Annotated in this window: 23 protein-coding genes; 11 read left to right on the forward strand and 12 right to left on the reverse strand. The window is 72.3% G+C overall.

The features are described 5' to 3' along the window. Positions 1-143 precede the first annotated feature (143 nt). Positions 144-1607: a protein adenylyltransferase SelO gene (locus V6U79_RS09035; protein WP_334614214.1), complete on the forward strand. Its 1464-nt coding sequence runs from the start codon at positions 144-146 to the stop codon at positions 1605-1607. Between the two features lie 106 nt (positions 1608-1713). Here V6U79_RS09035 and V6U79_RS09040 read toward each other — a convergent pair whose 3' ends face one another. The 4 genes from V6U79_RS09040 to V6U79_RS09055 are packed head-to-tail and all read right to left on the reverse strand — an operon-like array spanning position 1714 to position 5177. After that, the gene (locus V6U79_RS09040) at positions 1714-2946 is read right to left on the reverse strand and encodes an epoxide hydrolase family protein (protein ID WP_334614215.1); all 1233 of its coding nucleotides are present in this window, start codon (positions 2944-2946) and stop codon (positions 1714-1716) included. Between the two features lie 54 nt (positions 2947-3000). Further along, the gene (msrA, locus tag V6U79_RS09045) at positions 3001-3510 is read right to left on the reverse strand and encodes a peptide-methionine (S)-S-oxide reductase MsrA (RefSeq protein WP_334521981.1); all 510 of its coding nucleotides are present in this window, start codon (positions 3508-3510) and stop codon (positions 3001-3003) included. 42 nt (positions 3511-3552) lie between these two features. Further along, positions 3553-4434 carry a thioredoxin family protein gene (locus V6U79_RS09050; RefSeq protein WP_334614216.1) on the reverse strand — a complete coding sequence of 294 codons (882 nt, stop codon included), beginning with the start codon at positions 4432-4434 and terminating at the stop codon, positions 3553-3555. Between the two features lie 2 nt (positions 4435-4436). Continuing rightward, entirely contained in the window at positions 4437-5177 is a 741-nt protein-coding gene (locus V6U79_RS09055) for a DUF1223 domain-containing protein (RefSeq protein WP_334521987.1), read from the reverse strand. 107 nt (positions 5178-5284) lie between these two features. Between V6U79_RS09055 and V6U79_RS09060 the strand changes: the two genes are divergently transcribed. The 4 genes from V6U79_RS09060 to pdxY all read left to right on the forward strand — a co-directional run bounded on the left by V6U79_RS09060 (position 5285) and on the right by pdxY (position 10420). Next, positions 5285-5461: a hypothetical protein gene (locus V6U79_RS09060; RefSeq protein ID WP_334521990.1), complete on the forward strand. Its 177-nt coding sequence runs from the start codon at positions 5285-5287 to the stop codon at positions 5459-5461. Positions 5462-5500: 39 nt separating this feature from the next. Then, entirely contained in the window at positions 5501-6736 is a 1236-nt protein-coding gene (locus V6U79_RS09065) for a low temperature requirement protein A (protein WP_334521992.1), read from the forward strand. Positions 6737-7040: 304 nt separating this feature from the next. Then, positions 7041-9434: an ATP-binding cassette domain-containing protein gene (locus tag V6U79_RS09070; protein ID WP_334614217.1), complete on the forward strand. Its 2394-nt coding sequence runs from the start codon at positions 7041-7043 to the stop codon at positions 9432-9434. A gap of 134 nt (positions 9435-9568) precedes the next feature. Continuing rightward, on the forward strand, positions 9569-10420 hold the full coding sequence (pdxY, locus tag V6U79_RS09075; protein ID WP_334521997.1) for a pyridoxal kinase PdxY: 852 nt from the start codon (positions 9569-9571) through the stop codon (positions 10418-10420). Between the two features lie 128 nt (positions 10421-10548). Here the strand turns inward: pdxY and V6U79_RS09080 are convergent, their stop codons facing one another. Continuing rightward, positions 10549-11508, reverse strand: coding sequence for a DUF4034 domain-containing protein (locus V6U79_RS09080; RefSeq protein WP_334522000.1), 960 nt, complete (start codon positions 11506-11508; stop codon positions 10549-10551). 135 nt (positions 11509-11643) lie between these two features. Further along, the gene (locus V6U79_RS09085; protein WP_334522003.1) at positions 11644-12327 is read right to left on the reverse strand and encodes a hemerythrin domain-containing protein; all 684 of its coding nucleotides are present in this window, start codon (positions 12325-12327) and stop codon (positions 11644-11646) included. 158 nt (positions 12328-12485) lie between these two features. Here V6U79_RS09085 and V6U79_RS09090 point away from each other — a divergent pair, with 158 nt between their 5' ends. Together V6U79_RS09090 and V6U79_RS09095 are read left to right on the forward strand one after the other, a co-directional pair. After that, positions 12486-13109, forward strand: a complete 624-nt coding sequence (locus V6U79_RS09090; RefSeq protein ID WP_334614218.1) for a TetR/AcrR family transcriptional regulator — start codon at positions 12486-12488, stop codon at positions 13107-13109. A gap of 191 nt (positions 13110-13300) precedes the next feature. Beyond that, a complete protein-coding gene (locus V6U79_RS09095; protein WP_334614219.1) occupies positions 13301-14272 on the forward strand; it encodes a quinone oxidoreductase family protein in 972 nt (323 codons plus the stop codon). Between the two features lie 25 nt (positions 14273-14297). On the opposite strand, the gene V6U79_RS09100 is transcribed toward V6U79_RS09095, so the two are convergent. The 3 genes from V6U79_RS09100 to V6U79_RS09110 form a co-directional block, all read right to left on the reverse strand. Then, positions 14298-14657 carry an NmrA family NAD(P)-binding protein gene (locus tag V6U79_RS09100; RefSeq protein ID WP_334614220.1) on the reverse strand — a complete coding sequence of 120 codons (360 nt, stop codon included), beginning with the start codon at positions 14655-14657 and terminating at the stop codon, positions 14298-14300. Then, complete coding sequence (locus V6U79_RS09105) at positions 14582-15202, reverse strand: NAD(P)H-binding protein (RefSeq protein WP_334614221.1); 621 nt, start codon at positions 15200-15202, stop codon at positions 14582-14584. The genes V6U79_RS09100 and V6U79_RS09105 overlap by 76 nt, the downstream gene beginning before the upstream one ends. 269 nt (positions 15203-15471) lie before the next feature. Next, positions 15472-16890, reverse strand: coding sequence for an aminotransferase-like domain-containing protein (locus V6U79_RS09110; RefSeq protein ID WP_334614222.1), 1419 nt, complete (start codon positions 16888-16890; stop codon positions 15472-15474). Between V6U79_RS09110 and V6U79_RS09115 the strand changes: the two genes are divergently transcribed. Further along, on the forward strand, positions 16889-17905 hold the full coding sequence (locus tag V6U79_RS09115) for a DMT family transporter (RefSeq protein WP_334614224.1): 1017 nt from the start codon (positions 16889-16891) through the stop codon (positions 17903-17905). The genes V6U79_RS09110 and V6U79_RS09115 overlap by 2 nt on opposite strands. On the opposite strand, the gene V6U79_RS09120 is transcribed toward V6U79_RS09115, so the two are convergent. The 3 genes from V6U79_RS09120 to V6U79_RS09130 are packed head-to-tail and all read right to left on the reverse strand — an operon-like array spanning position 17854 to position 20580. Beyond that, positions 17854-18753 carry an SDR family oxidoreductase gene (locus tag V6U79_RS09120; protein ID WP_334522017.1) on the reverse strand — a complete coding sequence of 300 codons (900 nt, stop codon included), beginning with the start codon at positions 18751-18753 and terminating at the stop codon, positions 17854-17856. The genes V6U79_RS09115 and V6U79_RS09120 overlap by 52 nt on opposite strands. A 41-nt stretch (positions 18754-18794) precedes the next feature. Next, the gene (locus V6U79_RS09125) at positions 18795-19373 is read right to left on the reverse strand and encodes a hemerythrin domain-containing protein (protein WP_334614225.1); all 579 of its coding nucleotides are present in this window, start codon (positions 19371-19373) and stop codon (positions 18795-18797) included. Next, the gene (locus V6U79_RS09130) at positions 19366-20580 is read right to left on the reverse strand and encodes a hypothetical protein (RefSeq protein ID WP_334614226.1); all 1215 of its coding nucleotides are present in this window, start codon (positions 20578-20580) and stop codon (positions 19366-19368) included. Before V6U79_RS09130 ends, V6U79_RS09125 begins: the two co-directional genes overlap by 8 nt. Positions 20581-20967: 387 nt before the next feature. Here V6U79_RS09130 and hflX point away from each other — a divergent pair, with 387 nt between their 5' ends. The 3 genes from hflX to V6U79_RS09145 all read left to right on the forward strand — a co-directional run bounded on the left by hflX (position 20968) and on the right by V6U79_RS09145 (position 23644). After that, positions 20968-22119, forward strand: a complete 1152-nt coding sequence (gene hflX, locus V6U79_RS09135) for a GTPase HflX (protein ID WP_334522022.1) — start codon at positions 20968-20970, stop codon at positions 22117-22119. Positions 22120-22186: 67 nt separating this feature from the next. Further along, a complete protein-coding gene (locus V6U79_RS09140) occupies positions 22187-22639 on the forward strand; it encodes a DUF4383 domain-containing protein (RefSeq protein ID WP_334522025.1) in 453 nt (150 codons plus the stop codon). 126 nt (positions 22640-22765) lie between these two features. Further along, complete coding sequence (locus tag V6U79_RS09145) at positions 22766-23644, forward strand: bile acid:sodium symporter family protein (protein WP_334614227.1); 879 nt, start codon at positions 22766-22768, stop codon at positions 23642-23644. Positions 23645-23662: the final 18 nt, after the last annotated feature.

Consider the following 23662-nt stretch of genomic DNA (forward strand, 5'->3'; position numbering starts at 1 on the left):
AGGCGAGCCTAGAGCCGGATCGCCGGTTGCGCCACTGTTCGCGTGCCGGGCGGAGCCGGACGCCGCAGGTCCCGCTCGGTGGCCGGCCGATCCGGGAGGCCGTGGCCGGGCGGTCGAGGTGGTGAAGCACGTACTGTCGATGAGTGAGTAACGAACCGTCACCGACCGTAACTTTCGATGACCGCTTCGCACGCGAGCTGGCGGAGATGGCGGTGCCCTGGCAGGCCGACGAGCCGCCCGATCCGCGGCTGCTCGTGCTCGACGAGGCGCTGGCCGCCACGCTGGGCCTGGATCCCGCCTGGCTGCGGAGCCGCGACGGCGTGCGCCTGCTGGTCGGCGCCGGCGTGCCCGACGGCGCCAGGCCGGTGGCGCAGGCCTACGCCGGACACCAGTTCGGCCACTTCGTCCCGCGCTTCGGCGACGGGCGGGCGCTGCTGCTCGGCGAGCTCGTCGACGCCGACGGCCAGCTCCGCGACCTGCACCTGAAGGGCTCCGGGCGTACCCCGTTCGCGCGCGGAGGCGACGGCCTGGCCGTGGTCGGTCCGATGCTGCGCGAGTACGTGGTCAGCCAGGCCATGCACGCGCTCGGCATCCCCACGACCCGCTCCCTGGCCGTGGTGGCCACCGGGCGCACGGTGCACCGCGAGACCCCGCTGCCGGGCGCGGTGCTCGCCCGGGTCGCCAGCAGCCACCTGCGCGTCGGAAGCTTCCAGTACGCCCGGGCCACCGGCGACGCGGATCTCCTGCGCCGCCTCGCCGACCACGCCATCGCCCGGCACCACCCGGAGGCAGCCGAGACGGAGCAGCCGTACCTGGCGCTCTTGGAGGCGGTCATCGCCGCCCAGGCGTCGCTGGTGGCCCGCTGGATGCTCGTCGGGTTCGTCCACGGGGTGATGAACACCGACAACATGACGATCTCGGGCGAGACCATCGACTACGGACCGTGCGCCTTCATGGAGGCGTTCGACCCGGCCGCCGTCTACAGCTCCATCGACCAGGCCGGGCGCTACGCCTACGGCAGGCAACCCCTCGCGGCCCAGTGGAATCTCGCCCGGCTCGCCGAGGCAGTCCTGCCCCTCCTGCACGAAGATCAGGAGCGGGCGGTCGTCCTCGCGACGGCCGCGCTCGACCGGTTCCCCGATTGGTACCGCGCCGCCTGGTCGGCCGGGATCCGGGCCAAGCTCGGCCTGCCGGACGCCCTCGATCCCACCCGCGTCGTACCGCTGGCCGACGAGCTGCTCACCCTGCTGCACAGCGGCCGGGTCGATCACACGTCGTTCTTCCGCGCGCTGGCCGGCGCCGCTCGCGACGACGCCGAGCCCACGCGTCGCCTCTTCCCCGACCCGGTGGCGATCGACGACTGGCTGGCGCGCTGGCGTGCCCTGAGCCCGGACGCCGACGCGATGGACCGGGTCAACCCGATCTACATCCCCCGCAACCATCTCGTCGAGGAGGCCCTCGCCGCCGCCACGCACGGAGACCTGCGCCCGCTCGAACGGCTGGTGGAGGCGGTGACCGCCCCCTACGACGAGCGCCCCGGCCTGGAGCGCTACGCCGCTGCCGCGCCGCCCGACTTCGGCTCCTACCGCACGTACTGCGGCACGTGAGGGTCCGGGCGCGACCATGACCGCGGGTCGTGCGAGCAGGATGAGCTGCTGGCACGACCCGGGTCAGCCCGCGCGCCGGTCGCCGGAGCGACCGGTCACCGCGGACTCACTGGCGCAGCGACCGGAAGGCGGTGCGGAGCTCCCCGGTCAGCAGCTCCGGCTGCTCCCAGGCCGCGAAGTGCCCGCCCCGGTCGAGCTTGTTGTAGTGGATGAGGTTGGCATACGCCTGCTCCGCCCAGCTCCTGGGCGTCTCGTACATCTCATTCGGGAAGACGCTCACGGCGGCCGGGACGGAGACGCCCTTGGCGGCGAAGAAGGAGAGCTTGTTCTCCCAGTAGATGCGCGCCGCGGAGACTCCGGTGTTCGTCAGCCAGAAGAGCGTGACGTTGTCGAGGACGTCGTCCCGCGTGAGGCCGACGGGCTTTCCGGCGAAGGCCTGGCAGATCAGGTCCAGGCTGGCCGCGTCATGGTCGATCATGTAGCTGGCCAGGGCGATGGGCGAATCCGCGAATCCGGTCAGCGTCTCCGGGCGGGTGCCCATCATCAGCGCGTAGGCGGAATGCTTCCAGAAGAAGTTGAGCTGCTCGCACGTCCGCCGCTCCTCGGCGGAGAGGTCGGCCGGCAGCTCGGCCAGCGCGTTGCCCGCTCCGGTGATGTCGGACTGGAGCAACGTGTCGATCTCGGGAGGGACGACGCCCGGCATGTTGGTGTGGATGCCGATCAGCTTCTCAGGCGCCTGCAGGGCCATGACGTCCGTGATGAGCGCTCCCCAGTCGCCGCCCTGCGCGGCGAACCGCGAATAGCCGAGCCGACTCATCAGCTCGATCCAGGCGCTGGCGATGCGTTCCGGGCCCCAGCCGGGCTCGGTCGGCTGGCCGGAGAAGCCGAAGCCGGGCAGCGAGGGGATCACCAGGTGGAAGGCGTCCGACGCGTCCGCGCCGTGCGCCGTCGGGTCCGTGAGTGGGCCGACGATCTTCAGCTGCTCGATGATCGAGCCCGGCCACCCGTGCGTGACGATGAGCGGCAGCGCGTCGTCATGTTTCGACCGGATGTGAAGGAAGTGGATGTCGAGCCCGTCGATCTCGGTCATGAAGTTCGGCACGGAGTTCAGCCGCGCCTCGACCTTGCGCCAGTCGTACTCCTTCTCCCAGTAGCGGGCGAGCGCCTGGCTCGTCTCCAGCGGCACGCCCTGCGACTGGTCGTCGACGGTCTGCTTCTCGGGCCAGCGGGTGGCCGCGATGCGCGCCCGCAGCGCCTCGAGGTCCGACTCCGGGAACTCCACGCGGAACGGCCGGACATCGGTGGTGGTGCGGGTCAGCGTCTGCGTCTTGGCAGCCACGTGGGCCTCCTTCTCGTTCAGTTCATCGAAGATCCACCTGCACCGGGCCGGGTATCAGGTGGCGTTCTCGCTCCGGCGGGGGAGCTTCCAGTCCGGCCGGACGTAGTGACAGGTGTAACCACCGGGGTTCTTCTCCAGGTAGTCCTGGTGCTCCGGCTCGGCCTCCCAGAAGGGGCCGGCCGGGCTGACCTCGGTGACCACCTTGCCGGGCCACAGGCCGGAGGCGTCCACGTCGGCGATCGTGTCCTCCGCGACCCGCCGCTGCTCCTCGTCGAGGTAGAAGATGGCCGACCGGTAGCTGACCCCCACGTCGTTTCCCTGACGGTTCTTCGTCGTCGGGTCGTGGGCTTGGAAGAAGAACTCGAGCAGGTCCCGGTAGGACAACTGTTCGGGGTCGTAGACGATCTCCACCGCCTCGGCGTGGGTGCCGTGGTTGCGGTAGGTCGCGTTCGGCACCTCCCCGCCGGTGTATCCCACCCTGGTGGTGACCACGCCGGGGCGCTTCCGGATGAGATCCTGCATCCCCCAGAAGCAACCGCCGGCCAGAATCGCCTTTTCAGTCATCGCTCCGCTCCCGTCCCCGGTGCTCGAACATCAGGACACGCCCTATGGGCCGAAGGTGAAGACGTACGCGCGAAAGCCCGGCTGGTCGGTGACGAGGGTGAGCCGGTGGTCGTCGCGGCGCGCACCGGCGACGAGCCGGAACATGGCCGCCCTGTCGATCCGCGCCACGCCGTCCGGGTCGACGTCGGGGCCGCGCCCGTCGGCGATCGCATTCCCGTCCAGCAGCACCTGAACCGTGGCCTTTCCGGCGGGCCCCGGGTCGACCACGAGGTTCACCTCGCCGGCGTTGAAGGGCAGCGTGAGCTCGCCGGTGCCGCTGGCGAGCTCGACGTACTCGCCCCCGCTGAGCCAGTCGCCGGCCACCGTGAAGCTGCCCGGCACGCGCCGGTCGGCGCCGAGGTACGTCTCGGGGGTGATGCCGACGTAGGTCGGTTGCCCCGTCCTGGCGAAGGTCATCGCCTCGGGGCTGACCGGCGGCAGCCCGGTCCCGGGCGCCCGGATCTCGATCAGGCGCCGGATCTCCGACTCCACCCGCTCGTAGCTGCCCTCGCCAACCCACCGGCCGACGAGCAGACCATCGGGGTCGAAGAGGTACTTCGCCGGCCAGGCGTCGTTGCGCAGGGCCCGCCAGAAGGTGAAGTCGTTGTCGATCGCGATGGGATGGGTGAGCCCGTGGTCGCGGATCGCCCGGTCGATGTTCTCGGCGTGCCGGCCGAACACGAACTCGGGGGCGTGCACGCCGACGACGGTCAGGCCCAGGTCCGCGTAGTCACGGTGCCACGCCTTGACGTAGGGCGCGGTGCGGATCCAGTTGACGCAGGTGTACTCCCAGATGTCGACCAGGACCACCCGCCCGTGCAGGTCGGCGGGGGTCAGCGGCGGCGAGTTCACCCACCGCTCGACCGTGACGGGAGGCAGCCGCACGGTCACCCCGCCGACACGTCGACGGCCGTGGCGCCGGCGATGGCCCTGTCACCGTCGCCCTGCACGTAGCCGACCACCGAGGCGTGTCGCGGGTCGACCTCCGGCGGCACCGTGAGTTCGACCCGCCCCCGTCCCAGGTCCAGCCGCGCGGAGCTGAAGGCCCGCACCACGCCGTCCTGCCGCAGCCGCCGCCCGGCGTTCTCTCCCCGGGGGACGTCGTTCTCCAGGCCCCGTTCCACGACCGCCACGTTCAACACCGCGCGCGGGGGCGGTCGCTCGGCCTGATAGTCCACCACCACCCGGCGCCCGCCGCCGGTCTCCTCGACGACGTCCGCGACCGACAGCTCTAGCGACGTCGCGGCGGGCTCGTTGAGGGCGGACGCGATCGCCGAGGACGCCGCCTGGCGGTTGGAGCCGACGAACTCGACGGTGCCGTTGACGACCATCTGCGGCGTGTACAACCCGCCGGCGCCGAAGGCCCGGGCGTACGCCTCCTGCCGGAGGGTGTGCGCCGGGTCGCCGTACGGGTCGGCCCAGCCCAGATGGTCCCAGTAGTCGACGTGGAAACCCAGGGCGTAGACGGCCTGCCCCCGCTTCCGCGCGTCGTGGTCGATCCCGGACAGCACCTTCTCCGCGGGTGGGCAGCTGTTGCAGCCCTGGGAGGTGAACAGCTCCACGACGGCGAAGCCGCCGCCCGCCCCCGACCGTCCACTACCCGACCCTGTGCGCGATGTGTCCGTCATGGCACCGCCTCCTCGGTCGTCCCGCTGGCGGCACTGCCCTTCCCGTTACCACCGCGACCATGCCCCGGCGGTCCGTCGGCGGGCCCTCAACCGGGGCGGAGGCGGTCGTGGGCCGGCGCGTTCAGCCGCCCGACATCGGGTACCGGGCCCACGGCACGAACGACCGTCCCGCCATCGTCTTCGGCTTCGGTGACCTCAACGAACACGCCATCCGGTCCGGCATCGCCGCCATCGCGGACCTCCTCGGTCCCGGCGACCGTCGGGCGGCCGGTCCGCTGCCGTGATCCACTGACCGCGGGGACGTGGAGGCTGGGGAGAGCGCGATGGGCGACGTACGGCAGGACCGGGACGGCGAGGAACGCCGACGCCTCGACGAGGAGGAGGCCGAGCAGATCGAGCCGTTACGCCCGCCCGGCCTCAACCGGGCGTCCAACCGCTCGGCCACCAAACTGGAGCTCTTCTTCGACCTGGCGTTCGTGCTCTTCGTGGCGCGCTGCGCCGACCTGCTGGCCGCGGACGAGACGTGGACCGGTGGGCTGCAGTTCGCCGCGGTGCTCACCATCGGCTGGTGGGCCTGGGCCAGCACCACCCTGTACGCGAACCGCTTCGACACCGACGACGCGGTGTTCCGGCTGCTCACCCTGACCGCGATGGCCGGGGTGGTGGGGATGGCGGCCTCGGTGGACGGCATCGACGAGCAGACCGGGCGGTGGTTCGCCCTGGCGTACGCGCTGGTCCGGCTGGTGCTCATCGTCGGCTACCTGCGGGCCTGGCGGCACGTCGCCGACTCCCGCTCCACCATCCGGCCGTACCTGTTCTCCCACGCGGTGGGCGCGCTGATCTGGCTGGCCTCGGTGGCCGTCGCGGCGCCCGGCCGGTACGTGCTGTGGGGCGTCGGCGTCCTGGTCGACCAGGTGGGGCCGCTCGCCGTCTCCTGGCTGCGCGACGCCGCGCCGCTGCACCTGGAGCATCTGCCGGAACGCTTCGCCCTCTTCGTCATCCTGGTGCTCGGGGAGTCCGTCGGCGCCGCCGTGACCGGCGTGCACGACGGGGGTTGGCGGCCCTCGGTGGTGCTCACCGCGACGTGCGCGTTCATCGTGGTCGCCGGCCTGTGGTGGTCCTACTTCGACCTCTCCGGCGGTGCCGCCAAACGGCGCCTGGTGGAGGAGGGCGGCGAGCCCACCCGGCAGGGCGTCCACGACGTCTACGTCTACCTGCACCTGCCGATCGCCATCTCGTTGGCCGCCGTGGCGGTCGGGTTGGAACACGCGATCGGGCACGCCGCCGACGACCACCTGTCGGCCGGTACCCGCGGGGTCCTCGCGGTGGGTCTGGGTGGCTACCTGCTCAGTTCCGCCGTCATGCTGGCGTCGCTGAGCCGGCGGATCCGGGCGGCGGTGATCTGGCCCGGACTGGGGGTGCCGGCCGTGGTCGCGGTCCTGCTGCCCGGCCTGCCCCCGGTCGTGACGTTCGCGCTGCTCGCCGTGATCGTCGCTGTGGGAGTGGTCACCGCCTTCGTCCTGCACCGCGCGGGTGAGGTGCGTACCGCCAAGGTGTGAGGGCAGTGGGCGAGGCCACCTGTGATACTGCGGACCCACCGCGGGCCCGGGAGGTGCTCGCCGACGTCGCCGCTACGCTGGCCGAACCGCGGTACACGCAGGGTCGGCCCGTCTCGTTGACGGTGTTGACGGCCACCGAGGCGCCGGACGGGTGAGATGTCGGCGGTGTCCGATCCACAGCGACCGGCGCCGCCGACGTGGTGCCGGCGAGGAGGTGCACGCGAGCCCGCGCGAAGCTGGTTAGATCGAGCCCGGCGACGCCGACGGGGACGCGGGGGCGGCCCCGCCTCACAGGGGGAGACAGATGAGCATGGCCACGAGGACGGGCACCGGGTCGCCCGCGCCGCACGGTGCCGACAGCCACGACGTGCTCCGCGTGCAGGGCGCGCGGGTGAACAACCTCAAGGACGTCAGCGTCGAGATCCCGAAGCGCCGGCTGACGGTCTTCACCGGCGTCTCCGGCTCGGGCAAGAGCTCGCTGGTGTTCGGCACGATCGCCGCGGAGTCGCAGCGGTTGATCAACGAGACCTACAGCGCCTTCGTGCAGGGCTTCATGCCGACGCTGGCGCGGCCCGAGGTCGACGTGCTGGACGGCCTGACCACCGCGATCATCGTCGACCAGGAGCGGATGGGCGCCAACCCGCGCTCCACCGTCGGCACCGCCACCGACGCCAACGCGATGCTGCGCATCCTCTTCAGCCGGCTCGGCAAGCCGCACATCGGCTCGCCCAACGCGTACTCGTTCAACGTCCCCTCGGTGAAGGCCAGCGGCGCGATCACCGTCGAGCGCGGCGCCGGCCGGACGAAGACGGAGAAGGCGAACTTCACCCGGCTCGGCGGCATGTGTCCGCGTTGCGAGGGCATGGGCTCGGTCACCGACTTCGACCTCTCCGCGCTCTACGACGACAGCCTGTCGCTCAACGAGGGCGCGTTGACGATCCCCGGCTACACCATGGACGGCTGGTACGGCCGGATCTACCGCGGCGCCGGCTTCTTCGACCCGGACAAGCCGATCCGGAAGTACACGAAGAAGGAACTGTACGACCTGCTCCACAAGGAGCCGACCAAGATCAAGGTCGACGGGATCAACCTGACGTACGAGGGGCTGATCCCGAAGATCCAGAAGTCGTTCCTGTCCAAGGACGTCGAAGCGTTGCAGCCGCACATCCGCGCCTTCGTGGAGCGGGCGGTGACGTTCACGACGTGCCCCGACTGCGACGGCACCCGACTCGGCAAGGAGGCCCGGTCCTCGAAGATCGAGGGGAAGAACATCGCCGACGTCTGCGCGATGCAGATCAGCGACCTGGCCGACTGGGTCCGGGGCCTCGACGAGCCGTCGGTGGCCCCGCTGCTGACCGGGCTGCAACATCTCCTCGACTCGTTCGTGGAGATCGGGTTGGGCTACCTCTCGCTCGACCGGCCGTCGGGCACCCTCTCCGGCGGCGAGGCGCAGCGCACCAAGATGATCCGCCACCTCGGGTCGTCACTCACCGACGTCACCTACGTCTTCGACGAGCCGACCATCGGCCTGCACCCCCACGACATCCAGCGGATGAACGGCCTGCTGCTGCGGCTGCGGGACAAGGGCAACACGGTGCTCGTCGTGGAGCACAAGCCGGAGGCGATCGCGATCGCCGACCACGTCGTCGACCTCGGCCCCGCCGCCGGCACCGCCGGTGGTGAGGTGGTGTTCCAGGGCTCCGTCGACGGGCTGCGGGCCAGCGGCACCCTGACCGGGCGGCACCTGGACGACCGGGCGTCCCTGAAGCCGTCGGTGCGCACCGCGTCGGGAGTGCTGGAGGTGCGCGGCGCCCGCACCCACAACCTGCGGGACGTCGACGTCGACATCCCGCTCGGCGTGCTGGTGGTGCTCACCGGTGTGGCCGGATCAGGCAAGAGCTCCCTGATCCAGGGCTCGGTCTCGGGCCGGGACGGGGTGGTCTCGGTCGACCAGGGAGCGATCAAGGGCTCGCGGCGCAGCAACCCGGCGACGTACACCGGCCTGCTCGACCCGATCCGCAAGGCGTTCGCCAAGGCCAACGGCGTGAAGCCGGCGCTGTTCAGCCCCAACTCCGAGGGCGCCTGCCCCAGCTGCAACGGCGCCGGCGTCATCTACACCGACCTGGCGATGATGGCCGGCGTCGCCATCACCTGCGAGGAGTGCGAGGGGCGGCGGTTCCAGGCCTCGGTGCTCGACTACCACCTCGGCGGCCGGAACATCAGCGAGGTGCTCGCGATGTCGGTGACCGAGGCCGAGGAGTTCTTCGGTGCCGGCGAGGCGCGTACGCCGGCCGCGCACGCCATCCTCCACCGGCTCGCCGACGTCGGGCTGGGCTACCTCAGCCTCGGCCAGCCGCTCACCACGCTCTCCGGCGGCGAGCGGCAGCGGCTCAAGCTGGCCACCCACATGGCCACCGACGGCGCGGTCTACGTCCTCGACGAGCCGACCACCGGCCTCCACCTGGCCGACGTCGAGCACCTGCTCGGCCTGCTCGACCGGCTCGTCGACTCCGGCAAGTCGGTCATCGTCATCGAGCACCACCAGGCGGTGATGGCGCACGCCGACTGGATCATCGACCTCGGTCCCGGCGCCGGTCACGACGGCGGCCGGATCGTCTTCGAGGGCACCCCCGCCGACCTCGTCGCCGCCCGCTCCACCCTCACCGGCGAGCACCTCGCCGCCTACGTCGGCGCCTGACCGGAGCCGGCCCTGGATCCGGGGCCACCACCGTGCGGTGCGTGGCCCCGGCCTCGTGGGGGCGCGGAGTGGGTGACCCGACAGAAACGGCGGGCGGTACGCGCGGCACCGGCGGGAACCGCCATGATGGGCCGGTGAAGATCCTGTCCATTCAGTCCTCGGTCGCCTACGGCCACGTCGGCAACTCGGCGGCCGCCTTCCCCCTCCAGCGGCTCGGGCACGAGGTCTGGCCGGTACTGACCGTGCACTTCTCCAACCACACCGGGTACGGCGCGTGGCGCGGGCCGCTGCTGGCGCCGGCCGACGTGGCCGAGGTCATCGCGGGCATCGCGGACCGCGGGGTCCTCGGCAGCGCCGACGCGGTGCTGTCGGGCTACCAGGGTGACCCGGCGATGGGCGCGGTGATCCTCGACGCGGTGGAGAAGGTCAAGGCGGCCAACCCCGACGCGGTGTACTGCTGTGACCCGGTGATGGGCGACGTCGACCGCGGGATCTTCGTCCGACCGGGCATCCCCGAGTACCTGCGGGACGTCGTCGTGCCGCGCGCGGACATCATCACGCCGAACCACTTCGAGCTGGACTTCCTCGCCGGCCGTGCGACGAACTCGCTGCCGGAGGTGCTGGCGGCGGTCGACGCGGTGCGCGAGACAGGACCGCGGCACGTCCTGGTCACCAGCGTGCTGCACGGCGACGTGCCGGCGGGCTCCCTGGAGGTGGTGGCCGTCTCGGACGAGGGCGCCTGGGCGGTGACCACGCCGCTGCTGCCGATCAACCCCAACGGCGGCGGCGACATCACCGCGGCGCTGTACCTGGCGCACCTGCGGACGACGGGCTCACCGGCGACCGCGCTGGAACGCACCGTCGGCAGCGTCTTCGCCGTCCTGGAGGCGACCCTCGCGGCGGGCACCCGGGAGCTCCAGCTGATCGCGGCCCAGGACGCGATCGCCGCGCCGCCGGCCCGGTTCACCGCCCGGCGGCTGCGCTGACGGACGTCCGCCGGGGTTCCGGTGTCGCACCCGGCCCACGGTGCGCCCGTGGGCCGGGCCCGACACCACCGTCGGAAAGACCGCCCGCGACGGGCCGCACCGGTTCCGGCCGAGGCTGAGGTACGGGGTCAGGACAGGTTCTCGTACACCCAGTCCCGCGACCTCGTGAAGGCCGTGACGGGTTCGTCCACGTAGTTCCAGGGCCACTGGCTGACGTGGTCACCGAGTAGCTCGAACACCCGCGCCGCGGCCTCGAACTCGTGGGCCAGCTCCAGACCCAGCGCGAACACGCTCGCCCGGGGGACCCAGCCGAAGGTGGGCCGGAACGCCGGATTGAAGATCGACTTCTCTGCCGCGGCCAACAGGTCCGCGCGTACCTCGTCGGACTGCATGTACGCGTCGCTCTCCTCGACCGGCACCCGCAGCCACTTCTCGACGTGCGCGACGGCCAGCAACTCCGGCAGCAGGCTGCCCTCGGGTGCGGCCGCGGTGGTCTCCCGGGCGAAGCCGAACATCTGCTCCTCGTCGCCGAACCACTTGGGGCACAGGTACTGCAGCCGCTGTTCGTGCGCGACGACGTGACCCGGGTGTCGCTTCACCACCTCGTCGAAGCGGGCGCGGGCCTCGTCGTGGTCGACCTGCCGGCCCCGCGAGGAGGTGACCAGCCAGGTCCGGGCGGTGACGTCGTCCGGGTCCCGGTCGACGACCTCGTCCAGCGAGTTCTCGGCGATCCGCAGCCGGCGGCGGAACTCCCGGAACTGGTCCTGGCTGGTGAGCTCGGCGCGCTTGCCGCCCCGAGCCTCCCAGGCCCAGAACACCGCGTGGCAGCCGCGGACCAGCACCGGAAGCGTCGAGTGCGGTTCGGCGGAGACCCATTCGTCGATCCAGTCCTGCACGCCGTCGACGCCGGCCACGGCCTCCATCAGGTAGGCGCGGCTGTCCGGATCGGTGGTGGCGGCGAGCATGTCCCGGGTCGTACGCCAGTCCCGGGCCTCCAGCGCGTCGATGATCGCCCGCGCCTGCGGGTCACCGTACGCCGGGTCGATCACCAGGCCGGCGGGCTGCCGGCGCCTCTTGAACGGCCACATGTCGATCTCCTCCCCGAGCCAGACCGGAGAGCATATCGGCGCGATCACTTCGCTGCCGGCGCCGGGTGTGGGTCCGGCCGGCGGTTGTCCACTGTGTGGCGACACGCCTCGCGTGATCGCTGGTGGGGAGTCCGGTCACGCGGCGGCGGGGCCGCGCGTCCTGCGGAGGTGGCTGCGGTACAGGGTGTCGCCGAGCAGTCGCCACATGAGCCGGGCCGGGCCGGGCAACTCGTTGAGGAACCACCGCCGCTCGGCGGGGGTGGAGTCCTCCAGCACGGCCCCGGCGAGCAGCAGTCCGGACCGGGGGTTCTTCGGGAGGTGTTTCTCGGCGTCCTTGACGGTGGCGGTCCACTCGGCCACGGTCAGGTGCCGCTGGATGAGGGGCAGGACCGTGGTCTCCTCGACGTCCAGGTGTTCCTCGAGCGCCGTGTGCAGGGTCTCCAGCACCGCGATGATCCGCTGCTGCGTGGGGGCGTCGGCCCGGCGGGTCCAGTCGGCCAGCAGGGGCCGCACCTCGGTGACGAGTTCGTCGACGGCGTGGTGCTGGCGTTGCATGACGTCGAGGATGTCCTCGGTCACCGTCGTCCGCTGCGCGAGGATCGGCCAGATCAGCCGGTCCTCGCTGTCGTGGTGGGCGTGCAGGAACATCAACTGGAGGCGGGCGTGGGCGGCGACGAAGGCCGCCCGACTCCGGTCGCCGGCGCGGACCCCGGCCACGATGCCCGGCAGCAGCCGGAACTCCCGACGCAGCGCCTTGTGGATGACGATCATCTGCGCCACCTCGGGCCGGTCCCGCGGCGCTGTCTCGTCGATCTGCATCGGGCGTGCCCCTATCCGAGCGTCGGTAATTTGAGGTAAGGATACATGCAATGAAAGCAGAGCATCTGAGCCAAACCGGAGGTGGCGCCGGGCGCCGGCCGACCGGCCCGGCCGTCCAGGGCGCCGGCGCCCCGCGGCGGGTGCGGTAGCTTCCCGTCATGTCCGAGAAGCGCAGCTACGTCTCCCCGTACCGGGACCGGGCAGCGGCGGCGACCCGCGAGACGATCCTGCGCTGCGCGACGGCGCTCTTCGCCGAGCACGGGTACGCCCGGATCACGGTGGCCGACATTGCCGCCTCCGCCGGAGTCGCCGTCCGGACGGTGTACGCGAGCGCCGGCAACAAGGCGGAGATCCTCGACCGGATCGTCGACGAGGCCGTGGCGGCCTCGGGCTACCGCCGCACGGTCGAGGAGATCTCGCGCACCGACTCGCCGGAGGAGGCGTTACGCCTCCTCGCGCGCGGCACGGGTGCGGGCAACCGGAGTCAGGAGACCGCCCTGACCGCCGTCCGCCAGGCCCTCCCGGTCCACGAGTCGGGCGAGGACCTCTGGCGCCGGGCCACCGAGGTCTACCGCGAGGCACTGCGCGCGGTCGCCGGACACCTGCACGCCCTCGGCCAACTCCCGCCCGGGCTCGACCCGGAGCAGACAGCCGACCTGCTCTGGCTGCTCTTCGGGCCGAACAGCTGGCACACCCTGGTGCACGAGTCGGGTTGGAGCTGGGAGGCGGCGGAGGAGCTGCTCCACCGGACGGCGGTGGCCGCGTTCGCCCGACCGGCCTGACCGGCGCGGTGCCGCCGCCGACCGGCCCGCGCGATCACCCGCGCCGCGTCCGGCGCCGCGCCCGTGGGTGCGCGGCCGGTAGCCCGACCGGGTGAACGGTGCGTGGGCCGGGACCGACCGCGACGGGGGCACGGCATGCTGCCTTCGACGCCGCCGGTGCCCGCACGACACCGGGGCAGGGAGGAATTCCGATGGCAGACGGCGACGTGCCCGAGCGGATGCAGGCCGCGGCCTTCGACGAGTTCGGCGGCCCGGAGGTGATCACCCTGCGGATCCTGCCGGTGCCCAAGATCGCCACCAGCGAGGTCCTGATCAAGGTGTGGAGCGCCGGCGTGGGCGTGTGGGACGCCCTCACCCGGGAGGGCAAGCTGGTGCCCGAGGGAAGCGCGTTCCCGATCGTGCCCGGCGCCGAGGCCGTCGGCAGCGTCGCCGCCGTCGGACAGCAGGTGACCAACGTCGCCGTGGGCGACGTGGTCTACGTGTACGGCTACACCCGGCCGAAGGGCGGGTTCTACGCGGAGTACGCCGCGACGAAGGCGGAGTACGTCGCGAAGCTGCCGGCGGGGTTGCCGGTGGAGCACGCGGGGGCCATGCCCACCGACGCGCTGACCGCCCTGTCCGGCCTGGACACGCTCGGCCTGCCCGCCGGCGCGTGGGTGCTGATCCTCGGCGCGAGCGGCGGACAGGGACACCTGGCTCTGCAGCTGGCCAAGCGGCAGGGACTCAAGGTGATCGCCGTGGCGTCCCGGGCGGAGGGGGTGGCACTGGTGACCCGGCTCGGCGCCGACCTGGCCCTGGAGGGCCACGGTGACCCCGCCGAGGTGCTCGCGCGGATCCGGGAGGTGGCGCCGGAGGGCGTCGATGGGCTGCTGGCGATGGTCGGTGGCAGGACGCTGGACAAGCTCGCCGAGGCGCTGCGCGACGGTGGTGTGCTCGCGTATCCGCACGGGGTGCAACCGGAACCGGGCGAGCGGCCCGGCGTGACGGTCCGGGCGTACGACGGCGAGACCGGCCCCCGGCAGTTGCAGCGGCTCAACGAACTCATCGAGGCGGGACCGTTCGAGGTGCACGTCGCCGAGAAGTTCCCGCTGGGGCAGGCGGCGGAGGCGCACCGTCGGCTGCAGACCTCCTTCACGGGCCGGCTGCTGCTCACGGTGGTCTGACCGTCGGCCCCGGCGAGGGGCGGGCTCAGCCCAGGTAGAAGTCCCGGCGGGCGGCCACGAACGCCTCGACCGTCTGGGCGGGCACCCCGGTCAGGCGTTCGACGTCGTCGGTCGCGCGGTCGTAGCGGTTCTCCCGGTGCAGGCGGGCCATGGTGGCGATGTGCTTCTCGGTGTGCGACGGCAGGCCGGCCTTCGCGAGCGTCTCGGACTCCCACCGGTCCAGCGGCACGTCCACGTAGGACACCGGGCGTCCCAGTGCCCGGGAGAACTCCTCGACCATCTGCGTCATGTCGATCGCGCGTGGACCGGTCAGCTCGTAGACGTGACCGATGTGCGGAGCCGGGTCGCCGAGCACCGTGGCGACCACCCGGGCGACGTCCGCCACGGCGACCGGCGAGGTGCGTCCGGTGCCGAGGGCAGCGCGATCGTGCCGCTGGCCCGGATCGAGTGCGCCGCCAGGGTGGTGAACAGCGGGTTGTCCAGGAACGACGTGGGCCGGATGTGCACCACCGGCAGACCCGACCAGTTCAGCACCTGCTCGGCCAGCCAGTGCAGCCGCTGCTGGTGCGACTCGGCGGTGCTGGTGGCGGTCATCTGGGACACGGTCATCTGCGACATGGCCACCAGGGCCGCCAGCCGCCCGTGCTCCCGCGCCACGGTGGCCACCACGGTCGCCGCCAGCAGATGGTCCGGTGACACCGGCATCGCGAAGTACATCCGTCCCACCCCCTCCAGCGCGGCCGCGACGCTCTCGGGCCGGGTCAGGTCGCCGAGGACGACATCCACTCCCAGGGCGCGCAGTTCGGCCGAGCGGTCGTCCTCGCGGCGGACCATCACGCGCACCGGCACGTCCTGCGCCCGCAGGTGGTCGAGGACCGCGCGGCCCACCCCACCGGCTCCGGGGATGAGGACGAGTTCGCTGTCAGGCATGGTGGTTCTCCTTCTGAACGAGGACGCGTCCCCGCGGACGGGTGTTCGCAGCAGGGGCAGGCCGTGCACCGACCGGGGGAACGAAGGCCGGGGACGGCTGCGCCGGGTCGGGCGGAGCTCCCGTCGACCAGGAGCGCGGCGCTGAGGGCCCGCGGCGCGAGCGACGCGGGTGGGGGAGGCATGCCCGGCCCACGAGACCGCAGCGGGTCGCCGGCCGGCACCCTGATGCTAGGTGGGCGTGGTCGGTGCCGAGCGGCGAACCCGATACGTCACCCGCCGGGCTGACGAGACGCTGTCGCGCCGCGCAGGGCGCGGGAGAGGCGACGGACGGCCTCGTCCATGAGGTCGGCCGGGGCGGCGGCGTACGTCAGGCGCAGGTGCGGGGCCGGTGGTTCGGCGGCGTACCAGGGGCGGCCGGGGAAGACGACGACGCCCTCGGCGGCCGCGGCGGCGGCCAGCGCGACGTCGCCGGTGCCGTTGGGTAGGCGGGTCCACAGGTGCAGGCCGCCGCGGGGGACGACCTGCGGGACGAGCTCCGGCAGGTGCCGGCGGAGCGCGGTCAGCAGCGCCTCGCGCCGGGTCCGCAGCGCGGTGCGCAGGGCCCGGCGGTGGCGTGCCCAGGCCGGGGCGGTGACGAACTCCAGCGTCGCCTGTTGCAGAGGGCCGGCCACGAAGAGGTCGTCGAGCAGCCGGGCCGCCCGCAGGCGGGCGCCGGCCGGGCCGCGGGCGCCGATCGCGGCGACGCGCAGCCCGGGAGCGGCCGATTTGGTCAGTGAGCGCAGGTAGACGACGTGCCCGTCGGGGTCGTCGGCGGCCAGTGGGGGCGGGGCCTCGCCGTCGATGGTGAGGTCGCGGGCGTAGTCGTCCTCGATGAGGAACGCCCCGGCGTCGCGGACCGCCTCGGCGACCGGGGCCCGGCGGGGGCCGGCCAGGGTCGCGCCGTGCGGGTTGGCGTGCAGTGGCTGGCAGTAGAACAGCCGCGCGCCGGTGCGGGCGAACGCGGCGGCGAGCTGGTCGGGGAGTACGCCGTCGGCGTCGGCGGGCACGGGCACCACCCGCAGTCCGGCGGCCCGGGCGGCGGCCAGGGCGCCCAGGTAGGTCGGGGACTCGACGAGCACGGTGTCGCCGGGGGCGGTGAGCGCCCGCAGCGCGGACGACAGCGCGGCCTGCCCGCCGGGGCAGATCACCATGTCGTCGGCGCGCAGCCCGGCCCCGGCCTCACGGGCGAACCAGGCGCGCAGATCCTCGCGCCCCTCGGCCGGCCCGCGCTGCCAGGACGCGGGCTGCCGGGCGGCCCGGGTGAGCGCGGCGCCGAGCGCGGCGGCCGGTTGCAACTCCGCGTCCACGTAGCCGCCGGACAGCGGGATCGCTCCCGAGGGCGGTAACGCCAGTAGCGCCTGCATCTCGTCCTCGCCCGGCAGGCGAGGGCCGAGCGCGACGGTCTGCCAGGACAGGTCGGGGACGCGCCGCTCGTCCGGCGGCGCCGCCACGAAGGTGCCTCTGCCGGCGCGCGTCTCGATCAGCCCCTGAGCCACCAGCTGCCGGAGCGCCTCGGCGACGGTGACCGGCGACGCCTGGTGCCGGGCGGTCAGCTGGCGTACGGAGGGCAGTCGCGCGCCGGGAGCCGCGACGGCCACGAGCCCGCGTAGATCTTGGATCACGCGTTCGGCTGCGTTACCGTTATCCATGAGAAGGCAGAGTAGCGCTATCGTCACCACCCCCGTAACAGCGGATCGCCTGGTCGGCCTCGCCCTCGGCGCGCTGGGCGTGCTCGCCTTCAGCATGTCGCTGCCCGCCACCCGGGTCGCCGTGCAGCAGCTCGACCCGTGGTTCGTCGCCTTCGGCCGGGCCGTCGGCGCGGCGCTGCTGGCCGGGGCGTACCTGCGTCTCACCGGCGCGCCGCGACCCACCCGCGGTCAGTGGCGGCGGCTGTCCATCGTCGCCCTCGGCGTCGTCGCCGGCTTCCCGCTGTTCACCTCGCTGGCGCTGCTCACCCAGACCTCCGCCCACGGCGCGGTCGTCATCGCCGTGCTGCCCGCCACGACCGCCGTGTTCGCGGTGCTGCGGGCCGGTGAGCGCCCGCCGCCGCTGTTCTGGGTCGCCAGCGCCGGCGGGCTGCTGGCCGTGCTGACCTTCCTCGGCGCCAGCGGTGCGGTACGCGGCGCCATCGCCCCGGCCGACCTGTTCCTGCTCGCGGCGGTCGTGCTCTGCGGCCTGGGGTACGCCGAGGGCGGCGCGCTCGCCCGCGAGCTGGGCGGCGCCCGCACGATCTGCTGGGCGCTGCTGCTCTCGCTGCCGGTCACCCTGCCCACCACGGTCGTCGCCGCCGCGGCCCACCCGCCGCGCGCCGACGCCGCCGCCTGGTCGGCGTTCGGCTACCTCACCGTGGTCTCCATGTTCCTGGGCTTCTTCGCCTGGTACGCGGGCCTGGCCCGGGGCGGCATCGCGCGGATCGGTCAGGTCCAGCTCGCGCAGCCGGTGCTCACCCTCGGCTGGGCGGCGCTGCTGCTCGGCGAGAGCGTCACCCCCGCCTCGGTCGCGGCGGCGCTGGTGGTGCTGGGCTGCGTCGTGCTGATCCAACGCACCCGCAACGGCCTGACGGGTCGCCCACGACACCGCGTGGGCGACCCGTCGGAGGCGGCGGACGAGGGTCAGGCCAGCGGCTTGCCGCCGGTGACGCCGAGCACCTCGCCGGTGATGTAGCTGGACTCCTGCGAGGCGAAGAAGACGAACGCCGGCGCCACCTCGGCCGGCTGCCCGGCGCGGCCCAGCGGCACGTCCTTGCCGAACGACTCGACCTTCTCCTCCGCCATGGTGGCCGGGATCAGCGGGGTCCAGATCGGTCCGGGGGCGACGGCGTTGACCCGGATGCCCTGGGCGGCCAGGCCCTCGCCGAGGCCCTTGGTGAAGGCGATGATGCCGGCCTTCGTGGTGGCGTAGTCGAGCAGGTCGGGGGAGGGCTGGTAGCCCTGGATCGACGCGGTGTTGATGATCGTGGAGCCCGGCTCCATGTGCGGCACCGCCGCCTTGGAGAGCCAGAACATGGCGTACAGGTTGGTCTTGAGCACCTGGTCGAACTGCTCGGTGGTGATGTCGATGATCCCACCGGGCTGCGACATCTGGTACGCCGCGTTGTTGACCAGGATGTCCAGACCGCCGAGTTCGCTCACCGCCCGCGAGATGATCTCGCCGCAGTGCGCCTCGTCGCGGATGTCGCCGGGGACGGTGACGGCCTTGCGGCCGGCCTTCTCGACCAGCTGCGCGGTCTGCCGTGCGTCGTCCTCCTCCTCCGGCAGGTAGGCGATGAGCACGTCGGCGCCCTCGCGGGCGAAGGCGATCGCGACCGCCCGGCCGATGCCGGAGTCGCCGCCGGTGATCACCGCCCGCTTGCCGGTCAACCGGCCGGTGCCCTGGTAGCTCTCCTCACCGTGGTCCGGCTCGTCGGGCATCTCCTTCGTGATGCCGGGGGCCGACTGCTGGCCGCCGGTCTGCTCGTCGGGCCCGCGGTACTGCTCCTTCGGGTCCTGCTCCTGGTACTGGTTGCCGCTCAATGTCCTGTCCTTCCTGGGTGTTTCCGCGGGCCGGGTCGGGGTCAGCTGTCCGAGGGCTTTCGGATCGCGTCCCGAACGCGGTCGATGACCGCGAGGGCGGGACCGGCCGCCAGGTTGCCCTTGGCCGACTGGGCGCCCGGGTGTGGCCGGGTCGGTGCGGTCGCCTCGGCGGCACGTACGGTGGCTGCCAGGGCCCGCAGCCGACCGGCCGGCACGTGCTGGCGCAGCTGGGGGAACTCGTAGCGCTCCTCGTAGCGGGCGTGGGTGAGCACCGCGTCGCGGAGCAGGATGATGCCGGTGTCGAAGCCGTCGGCGTCGACGCCGCCGGCGATCAGGGTCCGCAGCGTCTCCTTGGCCTGCCGCTCCTCGTCGAGCCGGTCGTCGACCAGCGCGTCGTTGCCGCCGGGCAGGGTCCGGGCGAGCGGGTGGATCACCTCCTCCTCGGCGGTCTCGTGCGCGGCGAGCAGCTTGACCAGGTCGTCGAAGGCCTCCCGGCGGGTGTCGCCGGTGCTGCCGATGACCAGCAGGAACAGCTGCTCGACCTGCGCGTGCTGGGCGAGCAGCAGGTCGACCACGTCCTCCTCGGGGCCCGGGGTGGCCGGCGCGTCGGTGTCAGGCATGGCTGCCACCTCGCGCGCGGAGCCCCTCCACCGGGTGCGGCCCCTCGGTCTCGATGCGGTACTCGTCGCCGAAGCGCTCCCGGTGCAGTTCGATGACCTGCTCGCTCGGTGGCTGCTGGCCGTCGTGCAGTTGCCGTTGCATCCACTCGAAGCGTTCGTGCGCCTCCCGTACGTAGCCCTCACCGAGCTTCGTCAGGTCGACCTGGGTCGCCAGCAGGTGGCGCAGGTAGTCCTTGTTGGGTTCGAAGGTCAGCGGCTCGGGCAGGCCGGCGCTGCCGACGACCTGCTCGGGCTCCCGGCCGTCGTGGCGGCGCAGGAGGTCGGCCGCCTGCTGGAGGTGGGCCAGCTCCATCTGCAGGTGCAGCTCCCAGACCGCCTTGACCTTCGGGTCGGTCTCCTGCTGGAGGAAGGAGTAGTAGAGCCAGCACTCGTTGTACTCGTGGGTCAGCAGCCGCTCCCACCAGTTCTCGCCCGGGTCCAGCAGCGACTCGTAGTGGGTGACGTGCTCCTGCTCGATCAGGCTGATCTCCTGGTAGAGCTGGCGCGCGATCGGTTCCATGTACTGCGGGCCGACGTTCATGTAGTAGAACATCACCTGCTGCTCGGCGGAGAGGATCGTCAGCGCGTTCAGCTTGGAGCGCGGGTCGACCGAGTTGCGGTCGTACGGGGTGCGGACCTCGTCGAACGGGTGCCGGTGCTCCTGCACGGTGGGCCGGCCCGGCATGACCTCGGTCAGCCCGTCAACGATCTTCTCGGCCTTGCGCCGTTCCACCATCTCGTAGAGGTTGGCGTAGCGGTACAGGTGGTCGAAGTCCTCCAGCACGCCGAACTCGTACGCCTGCTTCAGGTAGGGGTCGGGCTCGTGCCGGGCCACCCAGGCGGTGAGGTCGACGGCGACCTGCTCGTAGCCGAGCGTCGTCTCCAGCACGCTCGCCACGCCGGGCAGCAGCCAGTTCACCACCCGCTGCTGCTGGCTCTCCACGTACCGCACGTACGCCAACTGCCGGCGGACCTCCTGGTCGGGGCAGTTGCGGGCGAACTGGTGCTGGAAGTTGATCGCCTCGACCTCGATACCGTTCATCGTGATGATCCGGCACCGGGTGTACGGGTCGACCGCCTCCGGGTCGGTCGGTTCGACGTTCAGCTCGCGCCAGTTGCGGATCTGGCTCTCCAGGGGGATTCCCTTGTGATCCAGTGGATTGAACATCGTCTCTCCATTCGCGTCGGGGGGTGCGCAGCTGGTTCCTACCCGCAGATCCGGCGAGGAACCGCCCAAATGGGTTGTCTTAGTGAGAAAGCGCGGAGGCCGACACGATGGGCGCGCGGAGCCGGCCGCTGCCCCGGCAGGCGGGACCGGCTCGGTTCGTCGTGGGGACCGGAGCTGTCGACATGACGCCCTCCGCCGTGGACCGGGGGATCGCCCGTCCCGTGCACGCGCGGACCGCGCGGCGGGGGCTGGAGGGCGCATGTCTTGACCCGCAGATTTCCCTACCCCGGAAAACCGGCCCTACACCTGCGCGTCACCGACGGTCGTCGGCATGGTCGGCCGGGGCAGGGGTAGGCGGACACCACCCGAGACGAGGTGAGGTGGACGATGGCGGGATCGTGGTTGCTGGGCCCGGACGCCGGCACGCCGGGGGAGCGGCCGACGGCGGTGCTGGTGGCGGTCCGCGGGCAGGAGGGCGCCGCCGACAGCGGACCGGGCTCGGAGACCTCCCTGACGGAGCTGCGCCGGCTCGCCGACACCGACGGCCTGACCGTCGCCGACGAGCTGGTGCAGAACCGGCCCACGCCCGACCCGGCCACCTACGTCGGCTCGGGCAAGGTCGACGAGCTGGCCGCCCTCGCCGAGCGGTCGCACGCCGACCTGGTGATCGCCGACGGCGAGCTGACCCCCGGCCAGGTGCGCAACCTGGAGGAGCGGGTCGGCGTGCGGGTCGTCGACCGCACCGCGCTGATCCTGGACATCTTCGCCGAGCACGCCCGCACCAGCGAGGGGCGGGTGCAGGTGGAACTGGCGCAGGTCGCGTACCAACTGCCCCGCCTGCGGGGCGACGGCCGCTCGATGTCACGGGTGGGTGGCGGCCGGATGGCCGGCGGAGCGGGAATGGGTGTCCGTGGTCCCGGTGAGATGCGCCTGGAGAGCCAGCGGCGCACGTTGCGGCAGCGGGCCACCCGGCTGCGCCGCAACGCCTCGGAGCTGGCCCGGCGACGAGAGCGCACCCGCAGCCGGCGGGCCCGCAACCAGGTGCCGTCGGTCTCCATCACCGGCTACACCAACGCCGGCAAGTCCGCCCTGCTCAACCGCCTCACCGGCGCCGACGCCCAGGTGCGCGACGTCCTGTTCGCCACCCTCGACCCCACCGTGCGACGGATCAGCACCGGCCAGCTCACCTACACCGTCACCGACACGGTGGGCTTCGTCCGGCACCTGCCGCACCAGCTCGTGGACGCGTTCCGGTCGACGCTGGAGGAGGTCACCCGCAGCGACCTGACCCTGCACGTGGTCGACGCCGCCGCGCCCGACGCCCTGGACCAGATCACCACCGTGCACGGCGTGCTGCACGAGATCGGCGCCCGGGACGTCCCCGAGCTGCTGGTCCTCAACAAGATCGACGTAGCCCCGTCGGAGTGGGTGGACGCGCTGTGCCGGGTCCACCCCGAGGCCGTGCCGGTCTCCGCGCGGACCGGCGCGGGCATCGACCACCTCCGCGTCGAACTCGCCCGGCGGCTGCGACAGCGGTGACCGACTGTCCGGTTTCGGCCCGACTCGTCGGGGGACATCAAGCACACGGTCTTCGATGGAGGTAACCATGGTCAACAGATCCCGCTCCGGCGGCACCACGGGAAAGCACCCCGTCCGCACCGCCGCCCAGGTGGTCGGTGCGGTCTTCGTGCTGGTCGGCGTGCTCGGGTTCATCCCCGGCATCACCACCAACTTCGACACCATGCAGTTCGCCGGGCACGAGTCGGAGGCGAAGCTGCTCGGGTTGTTCCAGGTGTCGATCCTGCACAACCTGGTCCACCTGGCGTTCGGGGTCGCCGGCCTCGCGCTGGCCCGCACGATCTCCAGCGCGCGGACGTACCTGATCGGCGGCGGCGCCATCTACCTGGTGCTCTGGCTCTACGGGCTGGTCGTCGACCACGACAGCGGGGCCAACTTCGTCCCGCTCAACAACGCCGACGACTGGCTGCACCTGTTCCTCGGCCTGGGCATGATCGCCCTCGGGATCGTGCTGACCCGGCGGCCCGCCGACCGTCGCTGACCGGCCTCGGCTGCACCGCCCGTCTCGTATGGCCGCGGGCGGTGCCGCCGGGCGGGACGGGTAAGGCATCTGAATCTGCCGATCAAGTGGATGTCGCCCGGCGCCCGCACCGACCAGAATCCGCGCATGGATTCCTGGCTGACCACCGTGGGACTGCCCGTCGCCCTGGCGATCGTCATGCTCGGCCTCGGGCTCGGGCTGACGACGGCCGACTTCCGACGCGTCGCCACGTACCCCCTGCTCATGCTCGTCGCCCTCGGCTGCCAGGTCGTCGTCCTGCCCGCGATCTGCTTCGGGCTGGTCCTCGCCTTCGACCTCCGGCCGGAGCTGGCGGTCGGGATGATGCTGCTCGCCGCGTCGCCGGGGGGCACCACGGCCAACCTCTACAGTCATCTCTTCGGCGGCCACGTCGCGGTCAACGTGACGCTGACCGCCGTCAACTCGGTCCTGGCGGTGGTCACCCTGCCGCTGGTCGTCAACCTGTCGACCGACTATTTCCTGCCCGACAGCGAGTCCGTGGGCCTCCAGTTCGACAAGGTGCTCCAGGTCTTCGCGATCGTCCTCGTCCCGGTCGCGGTCGGTATGGCCGTCCGGACGCGCTTCCCCGGCCTCGCCGACCGGCTCGCCGGACCGGTCAAGATCTTGTCGGTGGCCGTGCTGGTCGCGGTCATCGTCGGCGCCGTCCTCAAGGAGCGCGCCAACCTCGCCGACTACTTCATCGCCGTCGGCGCCGTCGTCCTGGTCTTCAACGTCATCAGCCTGGTCATCGGGTACGGCGTGCCGAGGCTGCTCGGAGTGGGACGGCCCGAGTCCATCGCGTCGGGGATGGAGATCGGCATCCACAACAGCACCCTCGCCATCGCCGTGGCGATCAGCCCGTCGCTGCTGGACAGCACCCGGATCGCCATCCCGGCCGCCGTGTACGGCATCGTCATGTTCTTCACCGCGGCGGCGTTCGGTCGCCTCGTCACCCGCCGGAGGGAGCCCGCCGCGGTCACGCCCTGAGCGAGGATCCCCGGAGCC

This window comes from Micromonospora psammae (assembly GCF_036902725.1).
Taxonomy (GTDB): domain Bacteria; phylum Actinomycetota; class Actinomycetes; order Mycobacteriales; family Micromonosporaceae; genus Micromonospora.

What these genes read in the sequence shown, in the direction of transcription:
- V6U79_RS09145 (WP_334614227.1), top strand. Translation starts at nt 22,766, where the DNA reads ATGGATTCCTGGCTGACCACCGTGGGACTGCCCGTCGCCCTGGCGATC.
- V6U79_RS09090 (WP_334614218.1), top strand. Translation starts at nt 12,486, where the DNA reads ATGTCCGAGAAGCGCAGCTACGTCTCCCCGTACCGGGACCGGGCAGCG.
- V6U79_RS09065 (WP_334521992.1), top strand. Translation starts at nt 5,501, where the DNA reads ATGGGCGACGTACGGCAGGACCGGGACGGCGAGGAACGCCGACGCCTC.
- V6U79_RS09110 (WP_334614222.1), bottom strand. Translation starts at nt 16,890, where the DNA reads ATGGATAACGGTAACGCAGCCGAACGCGTGATCCAAGATCTACGCGGG.
- V6U79_RS09130 (WP_334614226.1), bottom strand. Translation starts at nt 20,580, where the DNA reads ATGTTCAATCCACTGGATCACAAGGGAATCCCCCTGGAGAGCCAGATC.
- V6U79_RS09055 (WP_334521987.1), bottom strand. Translation starts at nt 5,177, where the DNA reads ATGACGGACACATCGCGCACAGGGTCGGGTAGTGGACGGTCGGGGGCG.
- V6U79_RS09125 (WP_334614225.1), bottom strand. Translation starts at nt 19,373, where the DNA reads ATGCCTGACACCGACGCGCCGGCCACCCCGGGCCCCGAGGAGGACGTG.
- V6U79_RS09080 (WP_334522000.1), bottom strand. Translation starts at nt 11,508, where the DNA reads ATGTGGCCGTTCAAGAGGCGCCGGCAGCCCGCCGGCCTGGTGATCGAC.
- msrA (WP_334521981.1), bottom strand. Translation starts at nt 3,510, where the DNA reads ATGACTGAAAAGGCGATTCTGGCCGGCGGTTGCTTCTGGGGGATGCAG.
- V6U79_RS09085 (WP_334522003.1), bottom strand. Translation starts at nt 12,327, where the DNA reads ATGCAGATCGACGAGACAGCGCCGCGGGACCGGCCCGAGGTGGCGCAG.
- V6U79_RS09140 (WP_334522025.1), top strand. Translation starts at nt 22,187, where the DNA reads ATGGTCAACAGATCCCGCTCCGGCGGCACCACGGGAAAGCACCCCGTC.
- V6U79_RS09095 (WP_334614219.1), top strand. Translation starts at nt 13,301, where the DNA reads ATGGCAGACGGCGACGTGCCCGAGCGGATGCAGGCCGCGGCCTTCGAC.
- V6U79_RS09105 (WP_334614221.1), bottom strand. Translation starts at nt 15,202, where the DNA reads ATGCCTGACAGCGAACTCGTCCTCATCCCCGGAGCCGGTGGGGTGGGC.
- hflX (WP_334522022.1), top strand. Translation starts at nt 20,968, where the DNA reads ATGGCGGGATCGTGGTTGCTGGGCCCGGACGCCGGCACGCCGGGGGAG.
- V6U79_RS09070 (WP_334614217.1), top strand. Translation starts at nt 7,041, where the DNA reads ATGAGCATGGCCACGAGGACGGGCACCGGGTCGCCCGCGCCGCACGGT.
- V6U79_RS09115 (WP_334614224.1), top strand. Translation starts at nt 16,889, where the DNA reads ATGAGAAGGCAGAGTAGCGCTATCGTCACCACCCCCGTAACAGCGGAT.